This window comes from Actinomycetota bacterium, from assembly GCA_013152275.1.
Classification (GTDB): domain Bacteria; phylum Actinomycetota; class Acidimicrobiia; order Spongiisociales; family UBA4744; genus BMS3Bbin01.
Genome location: JAADGS010000016.1, coordinates 1 through 24,353 on the forward strand (window position 1 = coordinate 1; position 24,353 = coordinate 24,353).

Sequence of the window (24,353 nt, forward strand, 5' to 3'; positions counted from 1 at the left end):
GGCGATCAACGTCGCAACGTTGATCGCCGGCCCGTAATCCGATAAGCGCGTTGCAGCCGCCGTCTCAGCCGGCGACGTGCAGGAGGCCGTCCTGAACGGTTCCAAGCAACTGCACCCGCCGGTCCGACCAGGTGATCCCCTGCACGGTGGTGAGCCCGTCGATGAGATCCATATCGAGGTTGTCCACGACGAGGCGGGCCCCTCCGGGTTGGGGTGGGTACGACTCGGCCAGGGCTTCGGCCAGGTAGACGCCGTCGGCGGTCGTGACGAGGAACCCGTTGACGAGCAGCGGACCGGCGAGGTCCGATTCCAGCGCCTCCGTCACCGAGATGCCCGGGCCGGCGACTGCCGCGACGTTGTGATCGGTTGCCGTCGAATCGTCCACCGACCCATCTGCAGGTGGCGGCAGATCGGAGACGGCCGCCGCGTTTGCGGCGTACGGTTCGGCGTCCTGGATCGAGCACGCGGTGCCGGCGAGTGTCAAAAGCAGTACCAGGCCGACGATCTTCATGGGACCTCCTCGAGGGTTGATTGGTGATTGGACGCAGGGGCCGACCGCGCGGTTCCCGACGGCGGTGCCGGCCGGCCGGAGCGACCGCTTCGCGGATGTCCCACAATTCCTCGGGTGGCGTAAGGTACGTCCCTGCGCCACGTTGCAGCGGTCCCGGTTCGGGATCCCGACGCACGGCCCGTCACATCCCCGGAGATACCCATGAAACGTTCAGTCACGTACGCCCACGCTCTCTTGCGCGTGGCGGCGGTCGTCGGAATCACCCTGACGGTTGCGATCTCGTCTGTCCCGGCTGCCCGGGCCGTAACCGAGTCGCCGTCCCGAACCGAGATCGTCCGGATCCAGCAGACACTTCAGCACCTGGGCTTGTACCGGGGCCAGATCGATGGCAGTCACAACAAGGCGACGGCCGACGCGATCATGGCCTTCCACAAGGTGGTGAGCGCCGACCGCACGAGTGAATGGACCCACGAGGATTGGCAGAACGTGCGGGCGCTGGCCGCTGTCGGCTACGACATTCCCGAGCGACCCGACGAGCCGGATCGTATCGAGGTGGACCTGTATCGACAGGTGATGTATCTCGTCGAAGGCGGCGACGTCGCCGGCATCTTCCCGATCGTATCCGGTAGGGGAGACACCTATGAACGGCTGGGTCGACGCACGGGCGGGGCGCACACTCCGGTCGGTGACTACACCCTGATCCGGCACGTGGCGGGTTGGCGATACGGGTCATACGGCCCGATCTATCGGCCCTGGTACTTCATCGGCGGCTACGCCATCCACGGCAGCAAGGTCGCGCGTCCCCAGCCTGCGTCGAACGGGTGCGTGCGAATACCGATGCAGGACATCGACTGGCTCGAGGGGCGCCTCGAGTTGGGGATGCCGGTCCATGTGTGGGTCGGGCGTCCGTCGAGTGCGGTTGCCGCATTCCACCTCGAGCATCTCGCCGCGTCCCTGCAATACGATATCGTGTAAGGCCCCGACAGCGCCCAATCTGAGCGTTCTCGTCAATGCCGGCGTCGAATAGAGCCGCCGGCATTGACGAGAACGCGTTGTTGGATGCCATCGGGCGCATTGCTAGTCTGTTGGTCGGATGGTTAAACCAGGTGACCAAGATACATCTCGCAAGGACCGGATCCTGCGAGCGGCGGGGGAGTTGATCGCCGAGGTCGGATGGGCCAACGTCACCACCCGGCTCATCTCCAAGCGGGCCGGCGTCAACAACGCGCTGATCCACTACTACTTCGGCACCAAAGACGATCTGCTCCTCGAAGCGGCCTCTGCGGTGTTCGCCGCCGAGATCGAAGGGTCGCTGGCCGTGATCGAGGAGGCGGAGAGTTTCGCCGAGGTCCTCGAGGGTGTGTTCACATGGCTTCGCACGGTAGATGTGCACTCACCACTGATGGTGATCTCGATGGAAGCGATCCACCAGGCAGTCCGCGACGAACGTGTTGGAGCGTGGATCAGAGGAGTGTGGGGCGAGTACTTCGACGTGCTCGCCGGCGCCGTCGCCGCCGGCCAGGAGCGAGGAGAGATCCCGTCGTACGTCGATCCGAACGGCTTCGCCGTGATGCTCGGAGCACTGATCGACGGGCTCTCCCTCTACCGACTCGTCGAACTGGATTTCGACATCGAAAAGACGGCGGGTGTGATCGACGCACTCGTCGAGGCTTTGACGAAAGGAACGCAGTGAACGTCATCGACCTGAAGAGCGTGACGAAAACCTTCGGCGAGGGACCGACGGCAGTCCATGCGCTCAAGAACATCGACCTCGACTTCCAGCAGGGAGAGTTCGTCGTAGTGCTCGGACCGAGTGGATCGGGGAAGACCACCCTGCTCAACGTGATCGGCGGCATCGAAGAGGTGACGTCCGGTGCACTGACCGTCGACGGGGTGAATCTCGTCGGGATGGATGAGGAGGAACGGACCGAGTTCCGGCGATCCCACGTCGGGTTCGTGTTCCAGTTCTTCAACCTCATCCCGACGCTTACCGCCCTGGAGAACGTGCAGCTCATGGCCGAACTCGTCGGGAGGAACCACGACGACAGCCTGGCTGCCCTCGAGGCCGTCAATCTGAGAGATCGTGCCGATCATTTCCCCGGCATGCTCTCGGGCGGCGAACAGCAGCGTGTCGCCATCGCACGTGCGCTCGTCAAACAACCCCCGATTCTGCTGGTGGACGAGCCGACCGGTTCGCTGGACCTCGAGACGGGCCGCCAGGTCCTCGGACAGCTTCGGGCCGTCAGCGACAACGACCATCGGACCGTTCTGCTGGTTACCCACAACGCCGCCATCGGCGGGATGGGAGATCGGATCGTCCGACTGCATTCCGGCGAGCTGGCTTCGATCGAAGTCAACGCCAGGCCGCTGCTGCCCGACGAGGTGGAATGGTGAGCATTCTCGACCGCAAGCTGCGGAGAGACCTGAAGGCGAGACGAAGCCAGTTCATTGCCGTGGTGATCACGATCGTGCTGGGGATCGTTCTCTTCGGCGGTTCGTACGACGCGTACCTGAACCTCACCGAATCGTACGACCAGATGTTTGTGATCCAAAACACGGCCGACATGACCATTTCCGGAGGCGATACGGAGGCCATCGTCGCCGCCGCGCGAAAGGTCGACGGTGTCGAGGACGTAGCCACACGATCCGTCGCGGAGGTTCCCCTCAGGATCGACGGCCACCACAAGATGCTGGGGCGACTCGTCGGGCTTCCTGGCGGAGCGCAGCCATCCATCGACAAGGTCACGGTGCTCTCCGGCACATACCTGAGTGGGATCGACTCCGTTTTGGTGGAACAACACATGGCCGACCACTTCAAGCTCAAAGCCGGCGACACGATCGAGGTGCTCGGCCCGCAGGGGTGGGTGAACGCTCGGGTTGCGGGTGTGGCGGCATCCGCCGAGTATCTGTGGCCTGCCCCCAGTCGCCAGCAGATCTTCCCATCGTTCGACGACTTCGGAGTCCTCTTCGTCGACCAGAACGTCTTCGCGGGGGTTCCGTCGTCCGTGGTCCGTCGAGAGGTGCTGGTCACCTACGCGTCGGGGACCGACACGGCCACCATCGACCAGGCGCTGAAGGACGTGGCGCTCGCTCATGGTGCGACCGACGCGACACCGTTGGCGGATATTCCCTCCAACGCGGCGTTGAGCGAAGATCTGGCCGGGTTCCAGGAGATGTCGCTGATGTTCCCGCTGCTGTTCCTGGCGGCTGCCGGGATGGCGACATACGTGCTGCTCACCCGCCTCGTACTGTCCCAACGCGGCCAGATCGGTCTGTTGATGGCAAGTGGGTTCAGCAAGCGGACCATCTTCGGTCACTACCTGCGTTTCGGCCTGCTCGCCGGAGCGATCGGAGCCATCATCGGAGCACCTCTCGGCGGGTTGCTGGGGCGTGAGATATCCAAGCTGTATACGGCGGCCATCTCGATACCAGTCACGGTGACGACCGCCCGTGTGTCGACGGCGGCGATAGGGGTCATCTTTGCCCTCGTTGCGGGTGCGCTGTCTGCGCTTGCCCCGGCGATGCGTGCCGCGAGGATCGCTCCTGCCCAGGCCATGCGGGGTCTGATTCCCTCCGGGAAGGGGGGAGCGACGTGGATCGAACGTCTGGTTCCGCCGTTGCGACGCCTCCCCGCGCGCTGGAAGTCGGTGCTACGCGGAATCGGTCGGAATCGCAACCGGACGATATCGACGGTTGTGGGCGTCGTGCTCGCGGTGACCCTCATCCTGTCGTTCTGGGGCATGCTCGACTCGATCCAGGTGCTGATCGACCGTGAGTTCAACCAGGTCAACCGTCAAGACGCTCAGCTCTATCTGACCGCTCCGGTCACCCCGGACGTGCTTGCGCGAGTGGAGGCCGTCGGCGGTGTGGCACACGCAGAGCCGGTCACAGACGTGTCCGCCACGATTCGCGCCGGCTCAAAGCAATATCGCACGGACCTGCTGGGATTCAAACCGACGACGAAACTCCACGGTTTCGTCGTCGACGGAAAGAATGTCGACCTGCCTTCGGACGGCGTCTTCCTCGGCTCATCGCTGAAGAGTCTGCTTGGCGTGGACGTTGGAGACGAGGTGACGATCGACGTTCCCGACCTCGGGATCACCGTGGCGGAGACGGTCGCCGGCTTCGTGAGGGAGCCGCTCGGAACCTTCGCGTACATCGCCGAGCCTCGCCTGGCCCAACTCGCCGGCACCAGTGACGTTGCGAACACGCTCTATCTGACGTTCGATCCGGGTGTCGACAGGGAAGCGTTGCGAGATCAACTGAGTGAGCTGCCTTCGGTGGCGGCGTTCGTCGATTCGCAGGCGCTCAGGTCGATGGTGGACCAATTCATGGGACTGTTCTACGTGTTCGTCGGCATCATGCTCGCTCTGGGCGGGATCATGGCGTTCGCGCTGATCTACAACACGATCTCGGCGAACATAGCGGAACGGGCATCCGAAGTGGCGATGATGCGCGCCGGCGGAGTGGGCCGCCGGACCATCTCGCGCATGCTCACCGCCGAGAATGTTCTGCTCACCCTCATCGGGGTGATCCCCGGGCTGATCGTCGGGTACATATTCGCCTACTACGGCGTGTCGATGTATTCGAGCGACATGTTCAAGTGGGATCTGTATATCCGGCCGACGACGTATGTGTTCACGGTGCTCGCCATCTTGCTGGCGGCGCTGCTGTCGCAACGACCGATCCTGCGGGAGGTGCAGCGTATCGATGTGGCGACCGTGGTGCGGGAACGATCGCTCTAAACCCGTTCTCGTGACGCTTCGGTGGAACTATCCGGCCCAACCGTCACGAGAACGGGGGAGACTCTGCCACTTCCCCGCGCGGGATCAGTCGCGTTGGCGCTCATGTATGGCGGTGTCTCCATGCGCGCGTCTCGACATCGGACGGAGGCCCTGGCATCGCCGGCGGTTCGCGGTGCACGATCTCTGATCGGGCCCTGCGATTTCGCATGAGTTGCCGTACCCGGGAGGTGAGGATTCGTACCGGGTAGGGGCCTCCGGTGTCCGGGTGGCGGAAATCGAGATGGGACCTGGGCGGGAACAGGTTCGTGGCTATCCAGCGGAGCGCTTCCACTGTCCGGTCGGTGGTAAGAGCCGGCATCAGCAGGTAGCCGCGTCGCGCATACTCCGCAGTACTCGTCTCACCGAGAAGACGCGTCTTGGGACGCCACAGATAATCCCAGGCCCGCGCTCGCCATCCTTGCGGTCGAGGTATGTCCTCGGTGGGCAATCCCAGGGTGGAGAGCACAGCCGCGAGCGACTTGTTGACGATGACCTCGAGGCCTTCGACCCGGGCCAGATCCTGAACGGCGTGCAGATCGGGCTCGGAGGAAACGATCCGAGCGATTTCCGCGTACGCAAGGAGGTAACGGAACCGGTCTCTGTTGATGTTGACGAGTCGATGAACGAGAGCGGTCTCGGAGTCGAGCACTCTGACGGATCCCCCAGAAGGGGTGTCGAGTTGCTGCGTCCGCTCCCACACCAGCCTGCTGGTGCGGGACGGGATGCCGAGCTTGAAGAGATCGAAGTGGACATCGATGCTCATGTCGTCCACCTCGAGTCCAAGCGCCTGAACCAGGCCGTAACGAAACAGTTCCTGGAAATGCCCGATGAGGGGGTGGTCCGGTGCGATGCAGGCCGCAATGTCGTCGGCTCGATCGAGTTCTGCAGGATCGATGAGAATATCGACGTCATGGCAGGGTCGCTCTCCGATCCGGTCGAACCAGCGAGCCTCGGCGGTGACCCCTTTGAACGCCGCGATCTGAACACCGATTCCGGCGAGCCTGTCCGTCACATCCTCGAGAGCCTCCCAAAGATGCCGGTGGTGAGCTTCGTTCCGCAGAGTCAGCATTGCCAGAGTCCGTTCCCACTGCTCGTCGCCCTTCAGCTCCCCTGCTTCGGCCCGAGCCCAGAGCAGTCCGGTCATTCGATGCTCCACCGCCGACTCGAGGAGGCGGTCCGGATCTTCAACAACCGGCAGCGGTCGTCCGGCTGCGAGTTCGATGAGAGCAGGATGGGGGCGGGCCATGTGGGGTACGTCGCTATTCGGCTGTCGTGTCGATCTCGATGAGATCTCGTGTCGCCAGGTCCTCCAGGAACGAAGAGACATCATCTCCGAGGTCGGCGGGGGCGTCGCTCACGGCGGCGCGTGTTGCATCGGTCAGCTCGCCCACCGTCTGGCCATCGATGAGAGACCAGATCAGCGCTCCTATCGAATTGAACCCGTGGTAGCTGCCGGTCTCCAGGTTGAGGAGGACACCTCCCTCCTGGGTGTCGCGATATGCAGCGTGGGGGGATTGCCGCACAATTGCCGTTTCAGGGATCATCAGGTCTCCTTCCGAAGATCGTCAGTACTGTCCAAAGGTCCCACGCCTGCGCTCACGTCGCAGAGCCAGATTCAGTGCGATGGCCCCGATGGTCAGGGAAAGCGCCGCGGCTCCGACGAAGATCCCGACATGAGGGGTGACTGCCCCCCATCCGGCACCGCCGAGGAGCGCCTGTCGCGTACCGTCGAACGCGAGAGCGATCGGATTCGCCCGGGCCAGGTCCTGTATCCAGCCAGGGAGCAGATCGACGGGGAAGTACGCGCCCGAGGAGAAGTTCAACGCAAGAGCGCCAAGGTTGAGAATCGTTGCACCTCTCCGGAACGTCATCACGCCTGCGGCGCTCACCATTCCGAGCCCCCACACGAACGGGATGAACAGGAGCAGGATGGCCAGTGAGGGCAGGATGCCCGATGGTGCGATTCCGATGTTGAACAAGATCGACACGATGCCGATGAACAGGGCGGTACGTATCGGGACATACACGAGGTCGTAGACGGCAAGCCCGAATTGGAGGGTCATCGGATGTGTCGGAGTCATGAACAGTGAATCGAGGGTGCCCATCAGCTGCTCGGAGCGCATGGCCGTTGCAACCCGATCGAGCCCGAGCGTGAGAAACGCGCCCAGAGCGATACCGATCGTCACGAAAGCCAGATAGCTTGCACGCTGGCCGCCGTACTCGGGGATCTTGCTCGGATCGACCATCAACCCGATGAAGTAGAACATCACGATCTGCACCGCAAGCCCCACTGCGTCGCCGAAGAAGGCCATCCGGTAGCTCCACGCGGTGAGAAAATCTCGCCGTATGAACGCAGGGAGCTTTCTCACTTCGAGGAGGAATCTGGCTCCCACCGCAGGGACCGTGTCAGGAGAGGTCATCGGTACTCTCAGCGGTGAGTGTGAGGAACGCTTCTTCGATCTCGGGTCGGGCCTCGCGGCAGGCCAACACGGGGAGCCCGGCGGACGCCAGCGAGCCGATGACGTCACCAAGTACCGTTCCGTTCCTGAGTCGAAGGAGATACTCCTCTCTTGCGGCCCCTTCGAGAGGGACGAGTGTCCCAAACGAAGCGATCATCTGCTCGAGATCATCCGCAGAAGAGGTGTGCTCGCCGAGACGAATGACGTACGAACGTTCGTTCGCCAACGCCATCAACTGATCGACTGATCCCTGGAAGCGCACTCCGGTCGTGCCGAGCACGGTCACCGTGTCGGCGAGGCCGGGAAGCTCGTCGAGGCGGTGTGTAGCCCAGATGACACCGGCTCCTCGCCCGGCGGCGTCCTTCGCCACCTGGTGGATCTTCGCGGCACCACTCGGATCGAGTTCGTGGGTCGGTTCATCGAACAGGAGGAGTTGTGGATCGGTGAGAAGAGCTCTGGCAATGGCGACACGCTTCTGCATGCCGTGCGAGTACAAGCCCGAGCGAATATGCATGGCATCGTCGAGCCCGACTTCCCGCATGAGCTCGCCGGCTCGCCGGGTGGCATCACGCCGGTTCATGCCGTGCAGACGGGCGAAGAATACGAGGTTCTCGTAGCCGGAGATGCGCAGATAGAGTGACCTGTCTCCGGAGGGTACCCACCCGATACGCTCGCGCACCCATGCGGAACGTGGGCTCCCACCGAGGATACTCACGGTTCCTCTGCTTGGCTCGATCAGACCTGCGATCGTTCGCAGCAGTGTGGTCTTGCCGACCCCGTTGGGCCCGATCAGGGCATGGATCTCTCCGGGTGCCGTGTCGAAACTGACGTCACGGAGAATGGTCCTGGACTTGAACCTACGCCATATAGATCGAACCTCGACCACTGGAGTCGAGGTTCGAAACATTGCAGCACACTCTCCTGAGGGAAAGGTTTCTATTCCGTTTCCTTAGGAGTGGTGGCAACCGTCGTACTGTTGGAACGTAAGCAGTCTCGGCTTACAGTCCCCTGGCATGAACGTGTGTTCCGCGATCGAACCGAAGTCCTTGATCTGAGGGGTCTCGTACTTCACCTTGCAGCCTCCCATTGCCCGCATAGCTTCCCTCTGCCCGGGCAGGCTATCATTGCCACTGTGGGTGCGTCAAGGACCACCATCATGTCACGCAGAGTGTTTAGCCCGGTTCGTCGGTGAGACGCAAAGGCTGCCGATCGGGATCACCGGGAGGTCACGGTGGGCGCGATTGCCGTGTCGTCGGGAGTCGGCGGCCCGATCGTGATTCTCCAGGTGGCCGTTGACTTGTCGCCGGCTCCCTGTCTGGGAGAGGTAGTGCAAACCGTCACTGTGAGGTGTTGTCGGTGCGTAGCGAATGACGTCCCTTCGTCGATGCGCCAGGGAGGGCCAACTACCCTGGACTCCGGAAATGGATTCTCGATACCGACTTCCGGAGGAAAGGGGTCGACCGTGATCTCGTGGCGCAGCAGCTCGAGAGTGAGGAGTCCTCTGTGAAGGGTCGGCACACGCTCAACTTTCTGGTATCTGTTCCCGCATTCCTCGACTTGTGGCGATGACCGACACGCAAACATCAGCGCCTTCGAGCGGGACGTGTTTCGGGTACGAGGCTCACTCCGATATCCCCTTTCGGTTCCTTCGCGACGGCGTGGGTGAGCCGCTTGAGGTCATGTTCCACTCCGAAGAAGGCCCGGAACCGGGCGAGCGGCTCGTTGTGGACTGGAAACGGCGGCCGGACAAGTCCTTCTACGGTCGGGTCTATCAGAACGATCAGGGACGGTATCGGCTGTGGACGAGTGACGCCGGCTGGTTCCTGGTCGATCCCCGGAAGAGGACGATAGCCATTTCCGAACATGGCGACTCGTTGAGGCGAGAGGTCCGGCTCTGGACGACGCCGATGCTGCTGCTGATGGTCGGTCGGGGCGACCTGCCGTTGCACGCCTCCGCCGTGGAGGTGGACGGTGGGGCGGTCCTGTTCGGCGGGCCGAGCCAGTTCGGTAAGACGACACTCGCGGCGGCATTCCATACCGCAGGTTTCCGAGTGCTGGCCGAGGACATCACCTGCGCGCAGGTTGGGGATGATGTGGCAGTGATACCTGGCCCGGCGCTCCTCAGGGTTCGCCATGATGTCGCAGATCGCTTCGCGACTTCGAGTGTCGCCGATGCGGGTCAGGACGATGAACGCAGATTCCTGGCCCTCTCCGAGGAATCTCGTGGCACTTGTGATCCGTTGCCCCTCAAAGGGATCGTGCTGCTCAAGAGCGATGCCCCGGCCATCCGCCTGGATCGGCGCGTGGGGACTCGATCCATCAGCGATCTCTGGGAGCTTGCCTTTCGACTGCCGGGCGATGAGGAGATCGAGCGGGTCTTCAACGGCATCACCGATCTCGCGGATCGGGTGCCCGTGTGGGATCTCGTGCGTCCTTTGGATGTCGAGCAGCTCCTGCCGACGGTGGAGCGAGTCGTCGAGAAGGTGAGAGGGTCGTGAGTTCGAACGAATCCCCCGGATTGCCCATGGCAGAGAAGGTGAGGCTGTTCGTTCGAATATGGGTGTTGGCCGGGCTGTCCGCGACCGCATCGAAACGGCGCGCCCTTCCCGACCTCATGGAGAGCTATCGGATCGCGGGCACGGTCGGAAGCCATTCGACCTACGCTCCCCGCAAGCTGAGCAGAGCGGTCACCCGCAGTCTCCGTGTTGGTCGTTGGCAGCCGCGGTGCCTGATCAAGGCGATGGTGCTCTACCGGCTGATGCGAGAACAGGGCGAAGAAGTCGAACTCGTGATCGGCCTTCCACAGAATCCGAAGGATCACATCGCCCATGCCTGGGTCGAGCTGCATGGTGTCGACATCGGTCCCGCACCCGGTCGTGGAGGCCACGAGGAGATCGCGCGCTACGGCTGATCCCCCCTCAACCCGTTTTCGTGACGGTTCGGCGGGATTATCCGGCTCCAGCGTCACGAGAACGGGGGGATTGGGCCTACGATGCCCCGATGCCTTTGCCAGAGGACCCAGCCGATCGTGCCCAGACCGCCCTGGAGCGGGCGGTTGCCGAGAAGCCCGGTGGTCACCGGCGAGCCGGTCAGGTCGAGATGGCTCGTGCCGTCGCCGAGGCGATCGAGCAAGGTTCCCATCTCATCTGTGAGGCCGGTCCGGGTACCGGCAAGTCGTTCGGCTACATGATTCCGGCGATCGTGTCCGGACAGAAGGTGATCGTCGCCACCGCCACCAAGAGCCTCCAGGACCAACTCGCCAAGAAGGACCTGCCGTTCCTCGCCGAGGTCATGGCCGGCCTCGATATCACGTTCAGCTGGGCCGTCGTGAAGGGCCGCCAGAACTACCTCTGCAAGTCCCGGCTCGTGGAACGTCTCGAGAAAGAGGGTGTTGTCGCGCAGCAGATCTCCCTCGAAGGACTCGACTACGAGCTTCCCGAGGGCTTGCGCATGCTGGCCGAATGGGCCGACACGCATCCGACGGGGGACCGAGACGATCTTCCCGCCCAGCCGGCGGAGGGCCTTTGGGAGAGCGTCTCGGTGACCGGCATGGAGTGCCCCGGCCGCGACGAATGCCCGCAGGCGGGCGACTGCTTCGCCATGGCCGCCCTCGACGCCGCCGCAGACGCCGACATCGTCATCGTCAACCATCACCTGTACGGCAACGACCTCGCCCTCGGCGGCGGTGTCGTGCTGCCCGAACACGATGTGCTGATCGTGGACGAGGCCCATCGCCTCGAGGACACGATGGCCTCGGCGCTGGGGATCGAGCTCGCCGAAGGACGTTTCTGGCAGGTGCAACGCTCTGCAGGCTCGTACCTGCGGGCCCAGTCATCGCGCTCCAAGGCAGACAAGATCCTCCGACCGCTCGCCGACCAGACCAAACGGGTGCAGCAGTCTCTCGATCGCACCGACGTCGGTCGGGTCGAGGAAGCCGGCGCCCTCGGCGCCGCGTTCTCCGCAGCCGCTTCCAGCTTGGCCGCGGTGACGAAGGCGATTCGTTCCTCGGAACCGACCTCACCTGGCGCGCTCGGAGCTCGCGCACGGGTACTGCGGTTGGCGGCACACCTTGCCGGCGACGTCGGGATGGCCGTCGAACCGCCTGACGGATATGTCTCCTGGATCGAGCGTGACTCGGACCGCACCGCCTACCGGATTGCGCCGGTCGAGGTCGGGCCGCTACTCGCCGAGCAGCTCCTCGGCCGTGTTCCGGTGATCCTGACGAGCGCCACGCTGTCGGTCGGAGGATCACTCTTGCCGCTCGCCGAAAGGCTCGGCTTCGAAACGGCAGACCAATCCGGCCCGCTGCGGTACAGGGCGTTGCAGGTCGAGTCGCCGTTCGACTACCGGGCACAGGGGCGCGTGTACGTCGCGGCCAGACTTCCCGAGCCTCGCTCTCCCGACTACCAGGCCCGAGCGCTGACGGAACTCGAGGAGCTGCTGCTGGCGTCCGGGGGCCGAGCGCTGATTCTGACGACCAGCTACCGGATGCTGACGATCATCAGCGAACATCTCGCTGACGAGGTTCCCTTCGAGATCCTCACGCAGGGCGATCTGCCGAAGCTGCGGCTCATCGAGCGTTTCGAGGAGGAGGAGACGTCCGTCCTCGTCGCCACGATGGGATTCTGGGAGGGGTTGGACATTCCCGGCCGGGCCCTCGAACTGGTCGTCTTGGACAAGCTCCCGTTTCCTCGTCCCGACGAACCGCTCTGGCAGGCCCGGCGCGAAGCAGCGGAGGCGGCGGGTCGGTCCGCGTTCATGACCGTCGACCTGCCCCGCGCGGCGATGTTGCTGGCCCAGGGGGCGGGGCGTCTGATCCGCACGACCAGCGACCATGGGGTCGTGGCGATCCTCGACTCGCGGCTGTTCAAGCGCCGTTACGGGAGGGTGTTGCTGCGCTCGCTGCCACCGATGCCGCAGACGACGTCATTGAAGACGGTCGAGGCGTTTCTTCGTCGGTGAGCGGTCAACCTTCGGCGAGGACACCTGCCAGCTCATCGAGCTCTGCCATGTTCTGCTCGACATAGTCGTCCGTGAGGTGTCGGAGTGCCACCAACGACGCCTCGGAGGCATCGTCCATGGCGATCTCGGTCGGCAGCGTCGGTTCGAACCGGTGATAGTGGTCTCCGAGAAGGTTCTTCAGCAGCTCATCGTGCAGGGAGCTCTGGCCCCGATTGGCAGCCACGAACATGTCCTCGGCCAGACGCAGCCAGGAGTGACCGGTGAACTCTTCGTAGCTGGTCATCCCGGCTTTGGGAACCCCGGTCCCGAGTGAGACGAGTCGGATCGTTCTGACGCGAATGCCGCGCCAACCGGCCAACTCCATCGCTTCCGTGTATCCGATCATCGACGGGTTGTTCGCGAAGACGCCACCGTCGATGAGGATGTGGTCGGAACCGTCCGGCGAGGTCAGGCGAAACGGCGGGAATATCGTGGGCGCGGCCGACGTCGCCCGGGCGACGTCCCTCATGAGATGATTCTCGCTCGGCTCGGTCCGTGCCTCCCGGGAACGGAACAGCTTGGGGCCGGCCCTGTTGACGTCGTACGAAGTGACGATCACATCGCGAATGGCGTCGGACAGTCGGGCATCACCGAACTGTTCTTCCAGTGCCTGCTCGAGCGGCGCGGGGGAGTACCGGGCGTTTCCCACTTCGGGATTCGAACCGAACATCGCGGCCTGCATTCCCACTCGGGCGATCAAGTCTCGTAGATCCTCCCGACTGCGGGGAAAGCTCAACGCAGACTGAGGGAAGATGATCTTGCCGTGCCGTTCGTAGAAGGCTCCGATGTCCTCCGCGGGGGCCGGTCTGCCGTTCTCACCGGGAAGGGCGAGGGCCATCGCGGCGATGCCACCGATGGACGTGCCGACGATGATGTCGAACAGCTCGGCCGTTGGCCGGCCGGAGGCTCCCTCCAGAGCGGAGAGGATACGAGCCGGGATGATCCCCCGGATCCCACCGCCGTCGATGCTGAGCACCCGAATCGATCTCACGATGCCCAGGCTACTTCCGTCGCGCATTGTCGGTCGAGCGGCCAATCGGGGAAGGTGTGCACGGGTACGCTTGTTGTTCGAACCGATGAAGAACCTTCGAACCTCGGCGACATGATGCGCGTGCCCGGCCAGATCCGCGACGCCGTCCTCGCGCACGCGGCGTTCTGTGCGCCAGAGGAGGCGTGCGGACTGCTGGCGGGCGACAACGAGGGGAACCTGAGGATGGTGTATTGCCTGACGAACGCTCAACACTCTCGCGTTGCCTACACGGTTGAGCCCGAGGAGCACTTCCGGGCATTGCGGCACGCGGAGGCCAACGGCTGGGAGCTCGTCGGGGCGTTCCACTCGCACCCGTACTCGGAGGCGTATCCGTCCGCCACCGACCGGCGGCTCGCGGCGGAACCCGATTGGATCTATCTGATAGCGTCTCTCGTCGGGCCGGTTGATTCGCGCCTGAGGGGATACTTCCTCCGAGGCGGCACCGTGGTGGAAGAAGCACTCGAGATCGGGGAATGAGATGGCCGTAGTGGTGAGGATTCCGACCATTCTGCGCATGTATACCGACGGTGAGGGCGCGGTCGAGGCGACCGGTGCCACGATCAAGGACGTCTTCATCGATCTGGAGGCTCGCCATCCGGGCATCGGTGAGCGACTCATCGACATCGATGGCGGCTTGCACCGGTTCGTCAACGTGTTTCTGGGCGACGACGACGTCCGCTATCTGGAGGGTCTCGAGACAGCGGTGCCCGACGGCGCGGAGATCACGATCATCCCCGCCGTCTCCGGTGGGTGGCGCCCAGACCACCACGAACATTGAACCCTGGGCTCGTAGGGGTCGTCACGACCCCTACGAGCCCAGGGTTCAGTTGAGGGCCGTCAGTCCACGCATACCCCCTACACTTGCCTCCGTTTGACCGTTCTTGGATCCAACGGCACGTTCTCAACGCCTGGCCGCCCCACATCGGGCTACCTGATCACGCATGCCGATACCCGGATCTGGGTCGATACGGGTTCGGGGACCTTTGCGGCGCTCCAGGCCGTGATCGACTATCGGACCGTCGATGCGGTGGTGGTGACCCACGTCCACGCCGACCACAGCGTCGACCTGTTCGGGTTTCACTACGCGATCAAATACGGGCCCGGCGGAAAGGCCGGGATTCCGGTGTTCTGTCCGGAAGGGCTGCACGAGCAGGTGACCTGCTATCTGGGAGGTCCGAAGCACGATCCCGCGGGATCGTTCGACTTTCGGATCTGTGACGATGGAGCCACGGCAACGATCGGATCGATCGGTCTGGCGTTCGCCCTGACCGACCACGGCGTTCCCACGCTTGCCGTTCGAGCCGAGGCGGACGGGAGAGTGCTCACGTACTCATCGGACACGGGTCCCGCCGGTGGCTGGTCAAGGCTGGCCGACGGCGCCGACCTGTTCGTATGTGAGGCAACGTACCAGGGTGCCGCGGAGGACAAGCCGTGGCATCAGCACTTGACGGCGTCGGAGGCAGGGAAGATCGCGAGGAGTCGGGGCGCCGACAAGCTGATGCTCACCCACGTGTGGCCGTTCCTCGACCCCAGCCGATCCGTGACGGAAGCAGAAGCGACATTCGGCAGACCGGTGAGCCTCGCGGTCCCCGGGATGACCGTGAAAGTCTGAGGAGGACCCGTGGCATCGAGAGAACGTCCCGTCGACGAATTGCGCCCGGTACGGATCACCCAGGGGTATACGGAGATGACCCCGGGTTCGGTCCTGATCGAGATGGGTCGGACTCGCGTTCTCTGCACCGCGTCGATCGCAGACGAGGTGCCTCGCTGGCTGCGAGGCACCAAGAAAGGCTGGGTCACGGCCGAGTACGGGATGCTGCCGGGGTCCAGCAGTGAGCGCATCAGGCGAGACAACTACTCGGGTGGACGATCGAAGGAGATCTCGCGGCTCATCGGCCGCTCGATGCGCTCGGTGGTTCGCCTCGAAGCCATGTCCGAGCTGATGGTGCGCATCGATTGCGACGTACTCCAGGCCGACGGGGGAACCCGGTGTGCCGCGATCACCGGGGCGTGGATTGCCATGCACGACGCCTTCGAAGATGCGATCGCCAAGGGAACGTTGCGGGAGAGCCCGATCATCGATCGGGTTGCCGCCGTCTCCGTGGGCATCGTCGATGGGGAATCCCGGCTCGATCTCGAGTACACCGACGATGTCGCCGCCGACGTGGACATGAACGTCGTGATGACCGGCAGGGGTCTGCTCGTCGAGGTCCAAGGCACTGCCGAGCGGGCGCCGTTCTCTCGCGCCGACTTGAACGACCTGCTCGACCTCGCAGATGGCGGGATCGCCGAACTGCTCGACCTGCAGCGTCAGGCGGCGGAGGCGTGAAGATCGAGCGGCTCGTCGTCGCCTCGAAGAACCCGGACAAGATCGGTGAGATCGAGGCCGTCTTGCGGGAATTGGGGCTCGTCGATGCGGTGGTCCGCGGGCTCGAGTGGCCGGACGTCGAGGAGACGGGAGGCACGCTGGAGGAGAACGCGTTGCTGAAGGCCCGGGCGGTCGCGGCGGCGGTGGGACTGCCCGCTCTCGCCGACGACACCGGTCTGGAGGTCGACGCCCTCGGAGGGGCGCCGGGGGTGCGGTCCGCACGATACGCCGGGCCGGACGCGACGTATGAGGACAACGTGCAACACCTCCTGGCCGCGATCGCAGACGCACACGACCGGTCTGCCCGGTTCAGAACGGTCATGGTGCTGGTCTTTCCGGACGGGAGGGAGATCGTCGGAGAAGGCGTGTTGGAGGGACAGATCATCGACGAGCGCAGAGGCTCGTCCGGGTTCGGCTACGACCCCGTGTTTCTCGTGGACGGGAGAACGCTTGCCGAGATCGACCCTGCGGAGAAGAACGCGATCAGTCACCGGGGGCGTGCGCTTCGCGCGCTCGCAGCCCGGCTTGCAGCGGACGCATGACCTCCGAGCAGAACGCCGGGGGCCGCCGAGCGCTCCTGAATGTCGTGCTTGCCCTGGGAGCGCTGGCGTTTGCCGTCCATCTGCTGATGCCACGGGTCAGCGAACTGCCCAAGGCCGTTGAGCATGTCAAGAGCGGTTCTCCATGGTGGCTGCTCGCCGCAGCGGTCGTCGCGGTGTTCACCCGCCTCGGAGGCACGATCTCGCTGATGGGCTCACTCGAAGAGGATTTGCCGTTCTGGCCGACCTTCGAGGTGCAGGTCGCCGCGTCATTCACGGGATTGTTCGCACCCCAGGGTGTGGGATTGGCGGCGATCAATGCCCAGTATCTCGAGAAGCGGGGTCACGACCGGACGGTCGCCATCACGGCATCGGGGTTGAACTCCGTCGCGGGGTTTGCAGCGCATGTACTGAGCATCCTGGCCGCGGTGGCGCTGGTCGGACCGTCGATCGTCTCGCATCTGAGAACCCCGCCTCGGTGGTGGCTGCTTGCCGGAGGTGCGCTGTTTGCTCTCGTGCTGGGGTTGGCGGTGTGGACGCCCCTGGGACGCAGATGGCTCTGGAAGCCTGCCTTGCGAGCGGGGGCCGCCTTGTGGTCGACGGTGAAGCGGCCGGTCAGGACCGTTCAGTTGCTCGGCGGGTCGGTGGTCGTCACGATCGCCAACGCGCTCACGTTGGCACTCGCCATGAACGCGTTCGGGGAGTCCGTGTCGATGATCGATGTCGTTGCCGTGTATCTTGCAGCGGCGGCCGTCGCGGCCCTCGCTCCGACACCGGGGGCTCTCGGCGCGCTGGAAGCGGCGTTGATTGCAGGGCTCACCGCGGTGGGTGTCGATGCCGGCATCGCCGTCGGCGGTGTGCTGGTCTTTCGGCTGTTTACGTTCTGGCTGCCGATCGCACCGGGTGTGTGGGCCGTGCGTGACCTGCGCCGGCGGGGCGTGATCTGATTTCTTCCCGTTCTCGTGACGGTTGAGCGGGACTATCCGGGCGAAGCGTCACGAGAACGGGAAGAAACGGGGATGTGTGGAGTTTGATGAGCCTGCTGACTACTCTCCGTGGCAGATCCTCAGGGGGACCGTGAGCGAAAACACACTGACCGAGCCGACGCTGTTCAGCGCCGCCTGGCGCTATCGGTGGCTGGTGGTTGCCACGACGGTGTTGGCGCTGGCGCTGGGCATTGTGTTCGTGACGCTCAATCCTGCGAAAACCGTCTACACGGCGCGGGCGTCGATGGTCGTCCAGGCCACGGCCGGGGGCCTGGATCTCGGAACATCGGGAAGTCCGCAGCGGTTCGTTGCAAACCAGGTGGAGATCCTCAGGTCGGCGGCGGTCTCCGATCTCGCGAGTCGGATCGCCGAGCAGGAGGATCCGCCGATCGCTCTGGCGCCGGAGGACATCGCCGGCGGCCTGCAGGTCGAGAGCTCTTCGAGCAGCGACCTGATCGATGTCGTCTTCAGCGCAGTGGACGATCCTGCCGTGGCCGTCGGGGGTGCCAACGCGGTGGTCGCGGCCTACAAGCAACTCGTGACTTCGGAGAAGACCGCAGTGACGAGCGCCGCCCTCCAACGGATCGACGCTCAACTGGCGACGCTCGATGAACGGGCGCAGACGATCGCAGGTCAGATCGCGGAGAAACTGGACGAGGACACGGCGCTGATAGATCTGCGGAAGCAGTATGAAGATGCGGTCGTCGAGATCGTATCGCTCCAAGGCGAAGCCCAGACGGCCGACGCCACTCGACTCGCCGAGATCCGTGCTCGCCTCGGCGACCTGCGCAACCTGATCGCAACCTACCGGAGCATCCGGAGTATCGGCCGAGATGATCCCGTGCTCGATGAGCTCCAGGCCGAACAGGAGCAGATCCTCGCGCGCAGAGACGCCTTGTTGGAGCGTCGCGACACGATATCGATCGACGTCGAGTTGTCTCCCGACGTCGTCGCGTTCTCTTCACCCGCACAAGTGGCGATGCCGTCGCCCGACTCGGGACCGGGGCGTGTACTGGCGGTCGCAATCATGATGGGTCTGCTCGGTGGAGTTGGTCTCGCCTACTTGTTCGCTTCCCGGCTGCACGTGTTTCATGATCGCATGGAGCCGCAGATGATTCTCGGCGCGCCGCTGCTTGCCGACATACCCGATTTCACGCAGGAAGGCCTCAGGACGCTCCTGCCCGTTCGGGACGAGCCACGTTCGGCATCGGCGGAGGCGTTCCGATTTGCTGCAGCCTCGTTGGAATTGAAGATGACAAGGCAGAATGCGAAGTCGCTCGTGATCATCTCCCCGACACTCGGTGCGGGCAAGAGCACGGTGCTGGCGAATGCGGCACTTGCGGCGGCCAGGCAAGGAAACCGAGTGCTCCTCATCGATGCGGATTTCGGAAACCAGGCACTTACGGAGCTCTTGGCCGGTGATGAAGGCACGCTGGAACCCGGTTTGACGGAGGTCGTGGGCGAGGGCCTTTCCCTCGATCGGGCCATCCGCAAGATCGAGGTTGGGCCTGATCTGTTGCTCTCACTTCTGAGCAGGGGCCGACAGCCGGTCGCTGCGGCGGATCTGCTCAGGTCCAGCGCGGCTCGATCACTTTTCGACACCGCCAAGGAGGAGTACGACCTGGTGCTCGTCGACGCTCCGCCACTGCTCCAGGTCGCCTACGCGAGCACGCTGGCCGGCCTCGTCGATACCGCTCTGGTACTCGTGGCTCACGGGGGCTCGACCTCCCAGCTCGAAGAGGCGAGGAGTCGTCTGAGCCTCATCGGAGTGCCGATCCTCGGCTATGTCTACAACGGGTCGCCGCTCCGGAGAGAGATGACGGTTTCGGAAGGCTCGACCGCCGACGTGCTCGGAGATATGGCTGGGCCGAGAAGCAGGGGCGAGAAGAGCAAGTCCGGTTTCGGCAAGAGGCGGCAGCGCTGAAACTCCTCGTTGTCATGGAGTGGCTGTGGATCCGTTGACGGTGCTGCAAATCCACAATCGCTACCGGGAAGCCGGGGGCGAAGACGTGGTCACATCGAAGGAACGCGCTCTCCTCAGAGAGGCCGGCCACGAAGTGATCGACTACCAGGTCGAGAATCCGCGCGGCCCTGTCGCTGCAACCGCGAGCTTGCTCGTATCGCCGTGGAATCCGATGTCGGCCCGGCGTGTCGGTGACGCCGTCAGACGGCATCGTCCCGACGTAGCCCACATTCACAACACGTGGTGGGCGCTGTCTCCTTCGATCGTGCGCTCCCTCTCGAAGGCCGGGGTTCCGACCGTCATGACGTTGCACAACTACCGGCTCGTTTGTGCCAACGGGAAGCTGTTTCGCGACGGTGAGCCGTGTGAGGACTGTGTGGGCACGCATCCATGGCGGGCGGTCGGTCACGGGTGTTATCGGGGTTCGGTGCCGGCGTCGATCATGGCTGCGGCCGCCATCGAGCTGCCCCGGAGGCTGCATGCGTGGCAGGGGGTGGATCTCTTTCTGCCACTCACCGACTTTGCTCGCGAGCGGTTCATCGCAGGTGGGCTGTCGTCCGACAAGCTGTGGGTCAAGCCGAACTTCGTGGACGATCCCGGACCGCGCCGCGTGCGTCCGTCCGAGAGCGGCGTGGTGCTGTTCGTCGGGAGACTGAGCGCCGAGAAGGGGATCGAGGTCCTGCTCGACGCCTGGCGAAACGCTGCGCCGCGGCGTCTCGAGCTTGTCGTTGTGGGCGATGGTCCGCTCCGGCAGGCCCTCGAAGCCTCTCCGCCTGCGGGTGTGCGGTTCCTCGGCCGGCAGCCCGTCGACCAGGTCCGCGAACTCATGCTCGGTGCACGCGCCATGGCGTTCCCTTCTCTCTGGTTCGAGGGTCAGCCGATGGTGTTGCTCGAGGCACTGGCCGCGGGCGTGCCGCTCGTTGTGTCGGCGCTAGGCGGGATTCCCGACACGGTCGCCGATGGGAGGGCGGCTCTCGCAGTGCCGGCGGGTGATCGATCTGCTTGGGCCGCGGCGTTGGGTCGGCTGGCCGGCGACGATTGGCTCGATGCGGCGAGCGGGTATGCGCGACGCGTGTTCGAGTCCCGCTACAGCCCGCACCTTGCCCTGGATGCGCTCGAGGAGGCGTACAGGAGGGCGATGGGGGATCGGGGACACTGAGTCAGGTCGTCGTGTCGCGTGCCAATCTGGCGCGCACGATGTCTCTGGCGAGGAGTGCCAGGTACGCCGGGTTGTTGAACAGATATCGGCGCCAAAGCCTGCGGGGGTGCAGGGAGAGGCGGTGAAGCCACTCCAGACCGGCCGACTGCATCCAGGCAGGAGAGCGCGGCGTCGTTCCGGCGATGAAGTCGAACGCCGCTCCGACACCGAGGAGCGCGACGCCGGGCACCAGGTGGCGGATGCCGCGCATCCACAGTTCCTGTTTCGGCATACCCAAGCCCACCCAGACGAGGTCGGCCCCGGATTCCTTGATCTGCTCTGCGGCGATCCGGACGTCGTCATCGGTGGGGGTTCGAAACGGTGGTGAAAAGCTTCCGGCGATGCTCACTCCGGGAGCAATTCTCCGGGTGGCCTCGACCAGCTTGCCGAGGGTCTCCTCGGTGCTTCCGTAGAAGAAGTGACTCCACCCGTGCACGACACCGTGCTGGAGGGCGCGCTGCATGAACGATGGTCCGTCGACTCTGTCTTGCCCGGTACGCCCGGCCGCGCGGAGCCCCCACACGACAGGCATCCCGTCGGGGGTCGCTATGTCTGCGTCGAGCAGTGCGGAGGCGACCGACGGATCGCTGCGAGCCGTCATTACCGAATGTACGTTGCAGAAGGCGACGACCGTTGCCTTGTCCGTTGGGCGGTTCTGCAGCAGGTCGAGGACTTCGTCGCCGGAGGTGGCCGAGATCGGTGTCCCGACCACGCTGATCCGATCGGGCCAGACGGTGCTCACGGGCGCCGGTGCTCCTGCCACCAGGCGATGGTCTTGCGCAGCCCCTCCTCGAGGTCGACCTGAGCTTCGAATCCGAAGTACTCCTTGGCGCGCGTGGTATCCAACATCCGTCGGGGCTGACCGTCCGGCTTGGTGGCGTCCCAGTGGACCTCTCCCTCGTAGCCTGTCAGGTTGGCGATCAGAGCCACGAGATCGCGAATGATGATCTCACGGCCGCTACCGATGTTGACCGGCTCGGCGCCGTCGTACGCCTCGGTGGCAAGGACGATCGCGCGCGCCGCGTCTTCCACGTAGAGGAACTCCCGGCCGGCAGATCCGGTTCCCCACACGTCGACATGCGGCGCTCCGGTTTCGCGGGCGTCGACGAACTTGCGGATGAGTGCCGGAATGACATGGCTGGTCTCCGGATCGAAGTTGTCTCCGGGTCCGTAGAGGTTCACGGGAAGCAGGTAGACGCCGTTGAAGCCGTACTGATCTCTGTATGCCTGCAACATGACGAGGAGTGATTTCTTGGCGACGCCATACGGAGCGTTGGTCTCCTCCGGGTAGCCGTTCCACAGGTCCTCCTCTTTGAACGGCACCGGTGTGTATTTCGGATAGGCGCAGACGGTCCCGAGCTGCACGAGTTTCTCGACGCCGACCCGGCGGCTCTCCTCGATCACGTTGATGCCCATGGCCGCGTTGGCGTAGAAGTAGCGTCCCGGGTTGGCCCGGTTGGCACCGATGCCACCCACTTCTGCCGCAAGATGCAACACGACGTCGGGTCGAACGTCGGTCATGAGATCCCGAACGGTCTGTTGATCGGTCAGGTCATGGTCGGCGTGGCGGGGAACCATCAGGTCGATGGGGCGGCGGCGGAGAAGGTCACAGATGTACGAGCCCAGGAAACCGGCACCGCCGGTCACCATGACCCGCTTGCCTTTCAGTTCGGTCACTCGGGTCTCCCGTTGCGCCACTCGATCTGCTTGAGGCCCGCGTCGACCAGGGTCCGCTCCTGCTTGGCCAACTCGAGGTCCGAGTCGATCATCATGCGCACCAGGTCCGGGAATTCCACCTTCGGTTCCCAACCGAGAACTCGGCGAGCTTTGGAGGCGTCGCCCTGGAGGATGTCGACTTCGGCCGGTCGCAGGTATCGCTCGTCGATACGCACGTGATCACGAAAATCGAGGTCGAGCAGCCCGAATGCCGCCTCGCAGAATTCACGTACCGAATGCCGTTCGCCCGTGGCGATCACATAGTCGTCGGGAAGATCCTGCTGGAGCATCAGCCACATGGCCTCCACGAAGTCCCCGGCGAATCCCCAGTCGCGCTCTGCGTCGAGATTGCCGAGGAAGACGTAGTCCTGAAGCCCGAGCTTGATGCGGGTCGCCGCCCGGGTGATCTTGCGGGTCACGAACGTCTCGCCCCTTCTGGGCGACTCGTGATTGAAGAGAATCCCGTTGCCGGCGAAGAGGCCGTACGCCTCGCGGTAGTTGACCGTCTGCCAGAACGAGTACACCTTCGCGACGCCGTACGGGCTCCGCGGATGAAACGGCGTTCGTTCTGTCTGCGGGGTTTCCGCAACCTTCCCGAACATCTCGGATGAGGACGCCTGGTAGAAGCGCACCGGTGATCCGAGCTGCCGGATGGCTTCCAGCAGCCGCAGTGTGCCTATCGCATCGATGTCTGCCGTGTAGATGGGGTTCTTGAAGGAGACGCCCACGTGGGACTGGGCGCCGAGGTTGTAGATTTCGGTCGGTTCGATGTGCTGAAGGAGATGGACGAGGCTGTTGCCGTCGGCCAGGTCGCCGTAATGCAGGAACAGGTTCGCCGATTCGCTGTGAGGGTCGATGTAGAGATGGTCGATCCGTTCGGTTGCGAATGTGCTCGAACGGCGGATCAGCCCGTGTACTTCGTACCCGCGACCAAGCAGGAACTCGGTGAGGTACGATCCGTCCTGTCCGGTGATTCCGGTGATGAGCGCACGCCCCAGCAAAACATACCTCCCACCACGCGTCGTTTTCAACCACTTAGCGTAGTTCGTGGTGGGGGAGGGCGCAACGGTTGATCAGTCGATCCGAGTTGGGCTCTGCTCCACGGTTCTTGTAGAGCTCGATCGGCACGCCTCGTCGTGGGAGAAGCACTCTCCGTCGATCGTCTGTCTCCTCGATCTCGGCTCCGACAGGCACATGTTTCCGATTCCGACGAGACCGGCCTATGGTGAGCCTGCGCACATCATCACTGGGAAGGGGCGGCTGTGCGGCTCAAGCGAGGGGGCACGCATGGTGCCGGTTCCCGTCACTACAAACCCAAGCATCGATCCAACACCGGAATCGGGTTCGATGCTCTGCGTCTGAAGATCGTTGGAGGTCGACGACGGATCGGCTTGTGGCCGGTTCACAGATGGATGATGGCGCTCACCGTGGTAGTCCTACTCGGCACCTCCGGCGCCGCCATGGCCGGTGTCGGCGTGGCACCAGAGAATCCTTCCGGAGCAGACACGCCCGAGTTCATCGAGGCCATCCCGCCCGACTCCCTCGGAGCGACGTTGGACACGAGCGTCCTTGTCTCTCCTGATTCACCCGATGGGACCGGTCTGCCAAGCCGCCTCGATCCGATCGATGGCGATGATGGTTTCTCGTCGTGGAAGTCTGTGAAGTCCGCGGAGGCGGCCGTTCTATCGCCGTCATCGTCGTCGACGACGTCGACGACGTCGACGACGGAGGGTGTGTCGGTTACGTCGACGTCGGTTGCGGTGGTTGGTTCGGGGTATTCGTTGTCGTGGTCGACGCA

Annotated in this window: 25 protein-coding genes; 16 read left to right on the forward strand and 9 right to left on the reverse strand. The window is 64.1% G+C overall.

All coding sequences use genetic code 11. From position 1 onward, the window contains the following. Positions 1–64: 64 nt before the first annotated feature. On the reverse strand, positions 65–511 hold the full coding sequence (locus GXP34_01070) for a hypothetical protein (protein ID NOY54557.1): 447 nt from the start codon (positions 509–511) through the stop codon (positions 65–67). A 201-nt stretch (positions 512–712) separates the two neighbouring features. Here GXP34_01070 and GXP34_01075 point away from each other — a divergent pair, with 201 nt between their 5' ends. The 4 genes from GXP34_01075 (at position 713) to GXP34_01090 (ending at position 5,256) form a co-directional block, all read left to right on the forward strand. Beyond that, positions 713–1,486, forward strand: a complete 774-nt coding sequence (locus tag GXP34_01075; GenBank protein NOY54558.1) for a murein L,D-transpeptidase — start codon at positions 713–715, stop codon at positions 1,484–1,486. 118 nt (positions 1,487–1,604) lie between these two features. Next, complete coding sequence (locus GXP34_01080; GenBank protein ID NOY54559.1) at positions 1,605–2,204, forward strand: TetR/AcrR family transcriptional regulator; 600 nt, start codon at positions 1,605–1,607, stop codon at positions 2,202–2,204. Beyond that, complete coding sequence (locus GXP34_01085; protein NOY54560.1) at positions 2,201–2,905, forward strand: ABC transporter ATP-binding protein; 705 nt, start codon at positions 2,201–2,203, stop codon at positions 2,903–2,905. Before GXP34_01080 ends, GXP34_01085 begins: the two co-directional genes overlap by 4 nt. Beyond that, positions 2,899–5,256, forward strand: coding sequence for an FtsX-like permease family protein (locus GXP34_01090; GenBank protein ID NOY54561.1), 2,358 nt, complete (start codon positions 2,899–2,901; stop codon positions 5,254–5,256). Before GXP34_01085 ends, GXP34_01090 begins: the two co-directional genes overlap by 7 nt. A 100-nt stretch (positions 5,257–5,356) precedes the next feature. On the opposite strand, the gene GXP34_01095 is transcribed toward GXP34_01090, so the two are convergent. Genes GXP34_01095 through GXP34_01110 form a run of 4 tightly spaced genes read right to left on the reverse strand, consistent with a single transcriptional unit; the run spans position 5,357 to position 8,661 of the window. Continuing rightward, the gene (locus GXP34_01095) at positions 5,357–6,541 is read right to left on the reverse strand and encodes a nucleotidyltransferase family protein (protein ID NOY54562.1); all 1,185 of its coding nucleotides are present in this window, start codon (positions 6,539–6,541) and stop codon (positions 5,357–5,359) included. A gap of 13 nt (positions 6,542–6,554) precedes the next feature. Then, a complete protein-coding gene (locus GXP34_01100) occupies positions 6,555–6,839 on the reverse strand; it encodes a PqqD family protein (GenBank protein ID NOY54563.1) in 285 nt (94 codons plus the stop codon). Positions 6,840–6,860: 21 nt separating this feature from the next. Continuing rightward, positions 6,861–7,715 (reverse strand): ABC transporter permease, encoded by an 855-nt coding sequence (locus GXP34_01105; protein NOY54564.1) that lies wholly within the window; start codon positions 7,713–7,715, stop codon positions 6,861–6,863. Further along, a complete protein-coding gene (locus GXP34_01110) occupies positions 7,702–8,661 on the reverse strand; it encodes an ABC transporter ATP-binding protein (GenBank protein NOY54565.1) in 960 nt (319 codons plus the stop codon). Before GXP34_01110 ends, GXP34_01105 begins: the two co-directional genes overlap by 14 nt. 658 nt (positions 8,662–9,319) lie before the next feature. Here GXP34_01110 and GXP34_01115 point away from each other — a divergent pair. From GXP34_01115 to GXP34_01125, 3 genes are all read left to right on the forward strand, one after another. After that, positions 9,320–10,252, forward strand: coding sequence for a hypothetical protein (locus tag GXP34_01115; protein NOY54566.1), 933 nt, complete (start codon positions 9,320–9,322; stop codon positions 10,250–10,252). Next, positions 10,249–10,665, forward strand: coding sequence for a lasso peptide biosynthesis B2 protein (locus GXP34_01120; protein ID NOY54567.1), 417 nt, complete (start codon positions 10,249–10,251; stop codon positions 10,663–10,665). Before GXP34_01115 ends, GXP34_01120 begins: the two co-directional genes overlap by 4 nt. Positions 10,666–10,754: 89 nt before the next feature. After that, positions 10,755–12,716: an ATP-dependent DNA helicase gene (locus tag GXP34_01125; GenBank protein NOY54568.1), complete on the forward strand. Its 1,962-nt coding sequence runs from the start codon at positions 10,755–10,757 to the stop codon at positions 12,714–12,716. Between the two features lie 4 nt (positions 12,717–12,720). Here the strand turns inward: GXP34_01125 and GXP34_01130 are convergent, their stop codons facing one another. After that, positions 12,721–13,746, reverse strand: coding sequence for a hypothetical protein (locus tag GXP34_01130; GenBank protein NOY54569.1), 1,026 nt, complete (start codon positions 13,744–13,746; stop codon positions 12,721–12,723). Between the two features lie 111 nt (positions 13,747–13,857). Between GXP34_01130 and GXP34_01135 the strand changes: the two genes are divergently transcribed. From GXP34_01135 to GXP34_01170, 8 genes are all read left to right on the forward strand, one after another. Then, positions 13,858–14,262, forward strand: a complete 405-nt coding sequence (locus tag GXP34_01135) for a M67 family metallopeptidase (protein ID NOY54570.1) — start codon at positions 13,858–13,860, stop codon at positions 14,260–14,262. Position 14,263: 1 nt separating this feature from the next. After that, entirely contained in the window at positions 14,264–14,563 is a 300-nt protein-coding gene (locus GXP34_01140; protein NOY54571.1) for a MoaD/ThiS family protein, read from the forward strand. 93 nt (positions 14,564–14,656) lie between these two features. Continuing rightward, a complete protein-coding gene (locus GXP34_01145; protein NOY54572.1) occupies positions 14,657–15,397 on the forward strand; it encodes an MBL fold metallo-hydrolase in 741 nt (246 codons plus the stop codon). A gap of 9 nt (positions 15,398–15,406) precedes the next feature. Beyond that, positions 15,407–16,114: a ribonuclease PH gene (gene rph / locus GXP34_01150; protein ID NOY54573.1), complete on the forward strand. Its 708-nt coding sequence runs from the start codon at positions 15,407–15,409 to the stop codon at positions 16,112–16,114. Between the two features lie 2 nt (positions 16,115–16,116). Continuing rightward, positions 16,117–16,695 carry an RdgB/HAM1 family non-canonical purine NTP pyrophosphatase gene (rdgB, locus tag GXP34_01155; protein ID NOY54574.1) on the forward strand — a complete coding sequence of 193 codons (579 nt, stop codon included), beginning with the start codon at positions 16,117–16,119 and terminating at the stop codon, positions 16,693–16,695. Then, complete coding sequence (locus GXP34_01160) at positions 16,692–17,639, forward strand: flippase-like domain-containing protein (protein ID NOY54575.1); 948 nt, start codon at positions 16,692–16,694, stop codon at positions 17,637–17,639. Before rdgB ends, GXP34_01160 begins: the two co-directional genes overlap by 4 nt. Positions 17,640–17,769: 130 nt before the next feature. Next, a complete protein-coding gene (locus GXP34_01165; protein NOY54576.1) occupies positions 17,770–19,602 on the forward strand; it encodes an AAA family ATPase in 1,833 nt (610 codons plus the stop codon). 25 nt (positions 19,603–19,627) lie between these two features. Further along, positions 19,628–20,800, forward strand: a complete 1,173-nt coding sequence (locus tag GXP34_01170; protein ID NOY54577.1) for a glycosyltransferase family 4 protein — start codon at positions 19,628–19,630, stop codon at positions 20,798–20,800. A 1-nt stretch (position 20,801) separates the two neighbouring features. On the opposite strand, the gene GXP34_01175 is transcribed toward GXP34_01170, so the two are convergent. Genes GXP34_01175 through gmd form a run of 3 tightly spaced genes read right to left on the reverse strand, consistent with a single transcriptional unit; the run spans position 20,802 to position 23,553 of the window. Further along, the gene (locus GXP34_01175) at positions 20,802–21,581 is read right to left on the reverse strand and encodes a WecB/TagA/CpsF family glycosyltransferase (GenBank protein ID NOY54578.1); all 780 of its coding nucleotides are present in this window, start codon (positions 21,579–21,581) and stop codon (positions 20,802–20,804) included. Further along, positions 21,578–22,489 carry a GDP-L-fucose synthase gene (locus GXP34_01180; protein NOY54579.1) on the reverse strand — a complete coding sequence of 304 codons (912 nt, stop codon included), beginning with the start codon at positions 22,487–22,489 and terminating at the stop codon, positions 21,578–21,580. The genes GXP34_01175 and GXP34_01180 overlap by 4 nt, the downstream gene beginning before the upstream one ends. Before the next feature lie 23 nt (positions 22,490–22,512). Next, on the reverse strand, positions 22,513–23,553 hold the full coding sequence (gene gmd / locus GXP34_01185) for a GDP-mannose 4,6-dehydratase (protein ID NOY54580.1): 1,041 nt from the start codon (positions 23,551–23,553) through the stop codon (positions 22,513–22,515). Between the two features lie 264 nt (positions 23,554–23,817). Here gmd and GXP34_01190 point away from each other — a divergent pair. Next, the coding region (locus tag GXP34_01190) for a hypothetical protein (GenBank protein ID NOY54581.1) at positions 23,818–24,353 on the forward strand (536 nt) is incomplete at its 3' end.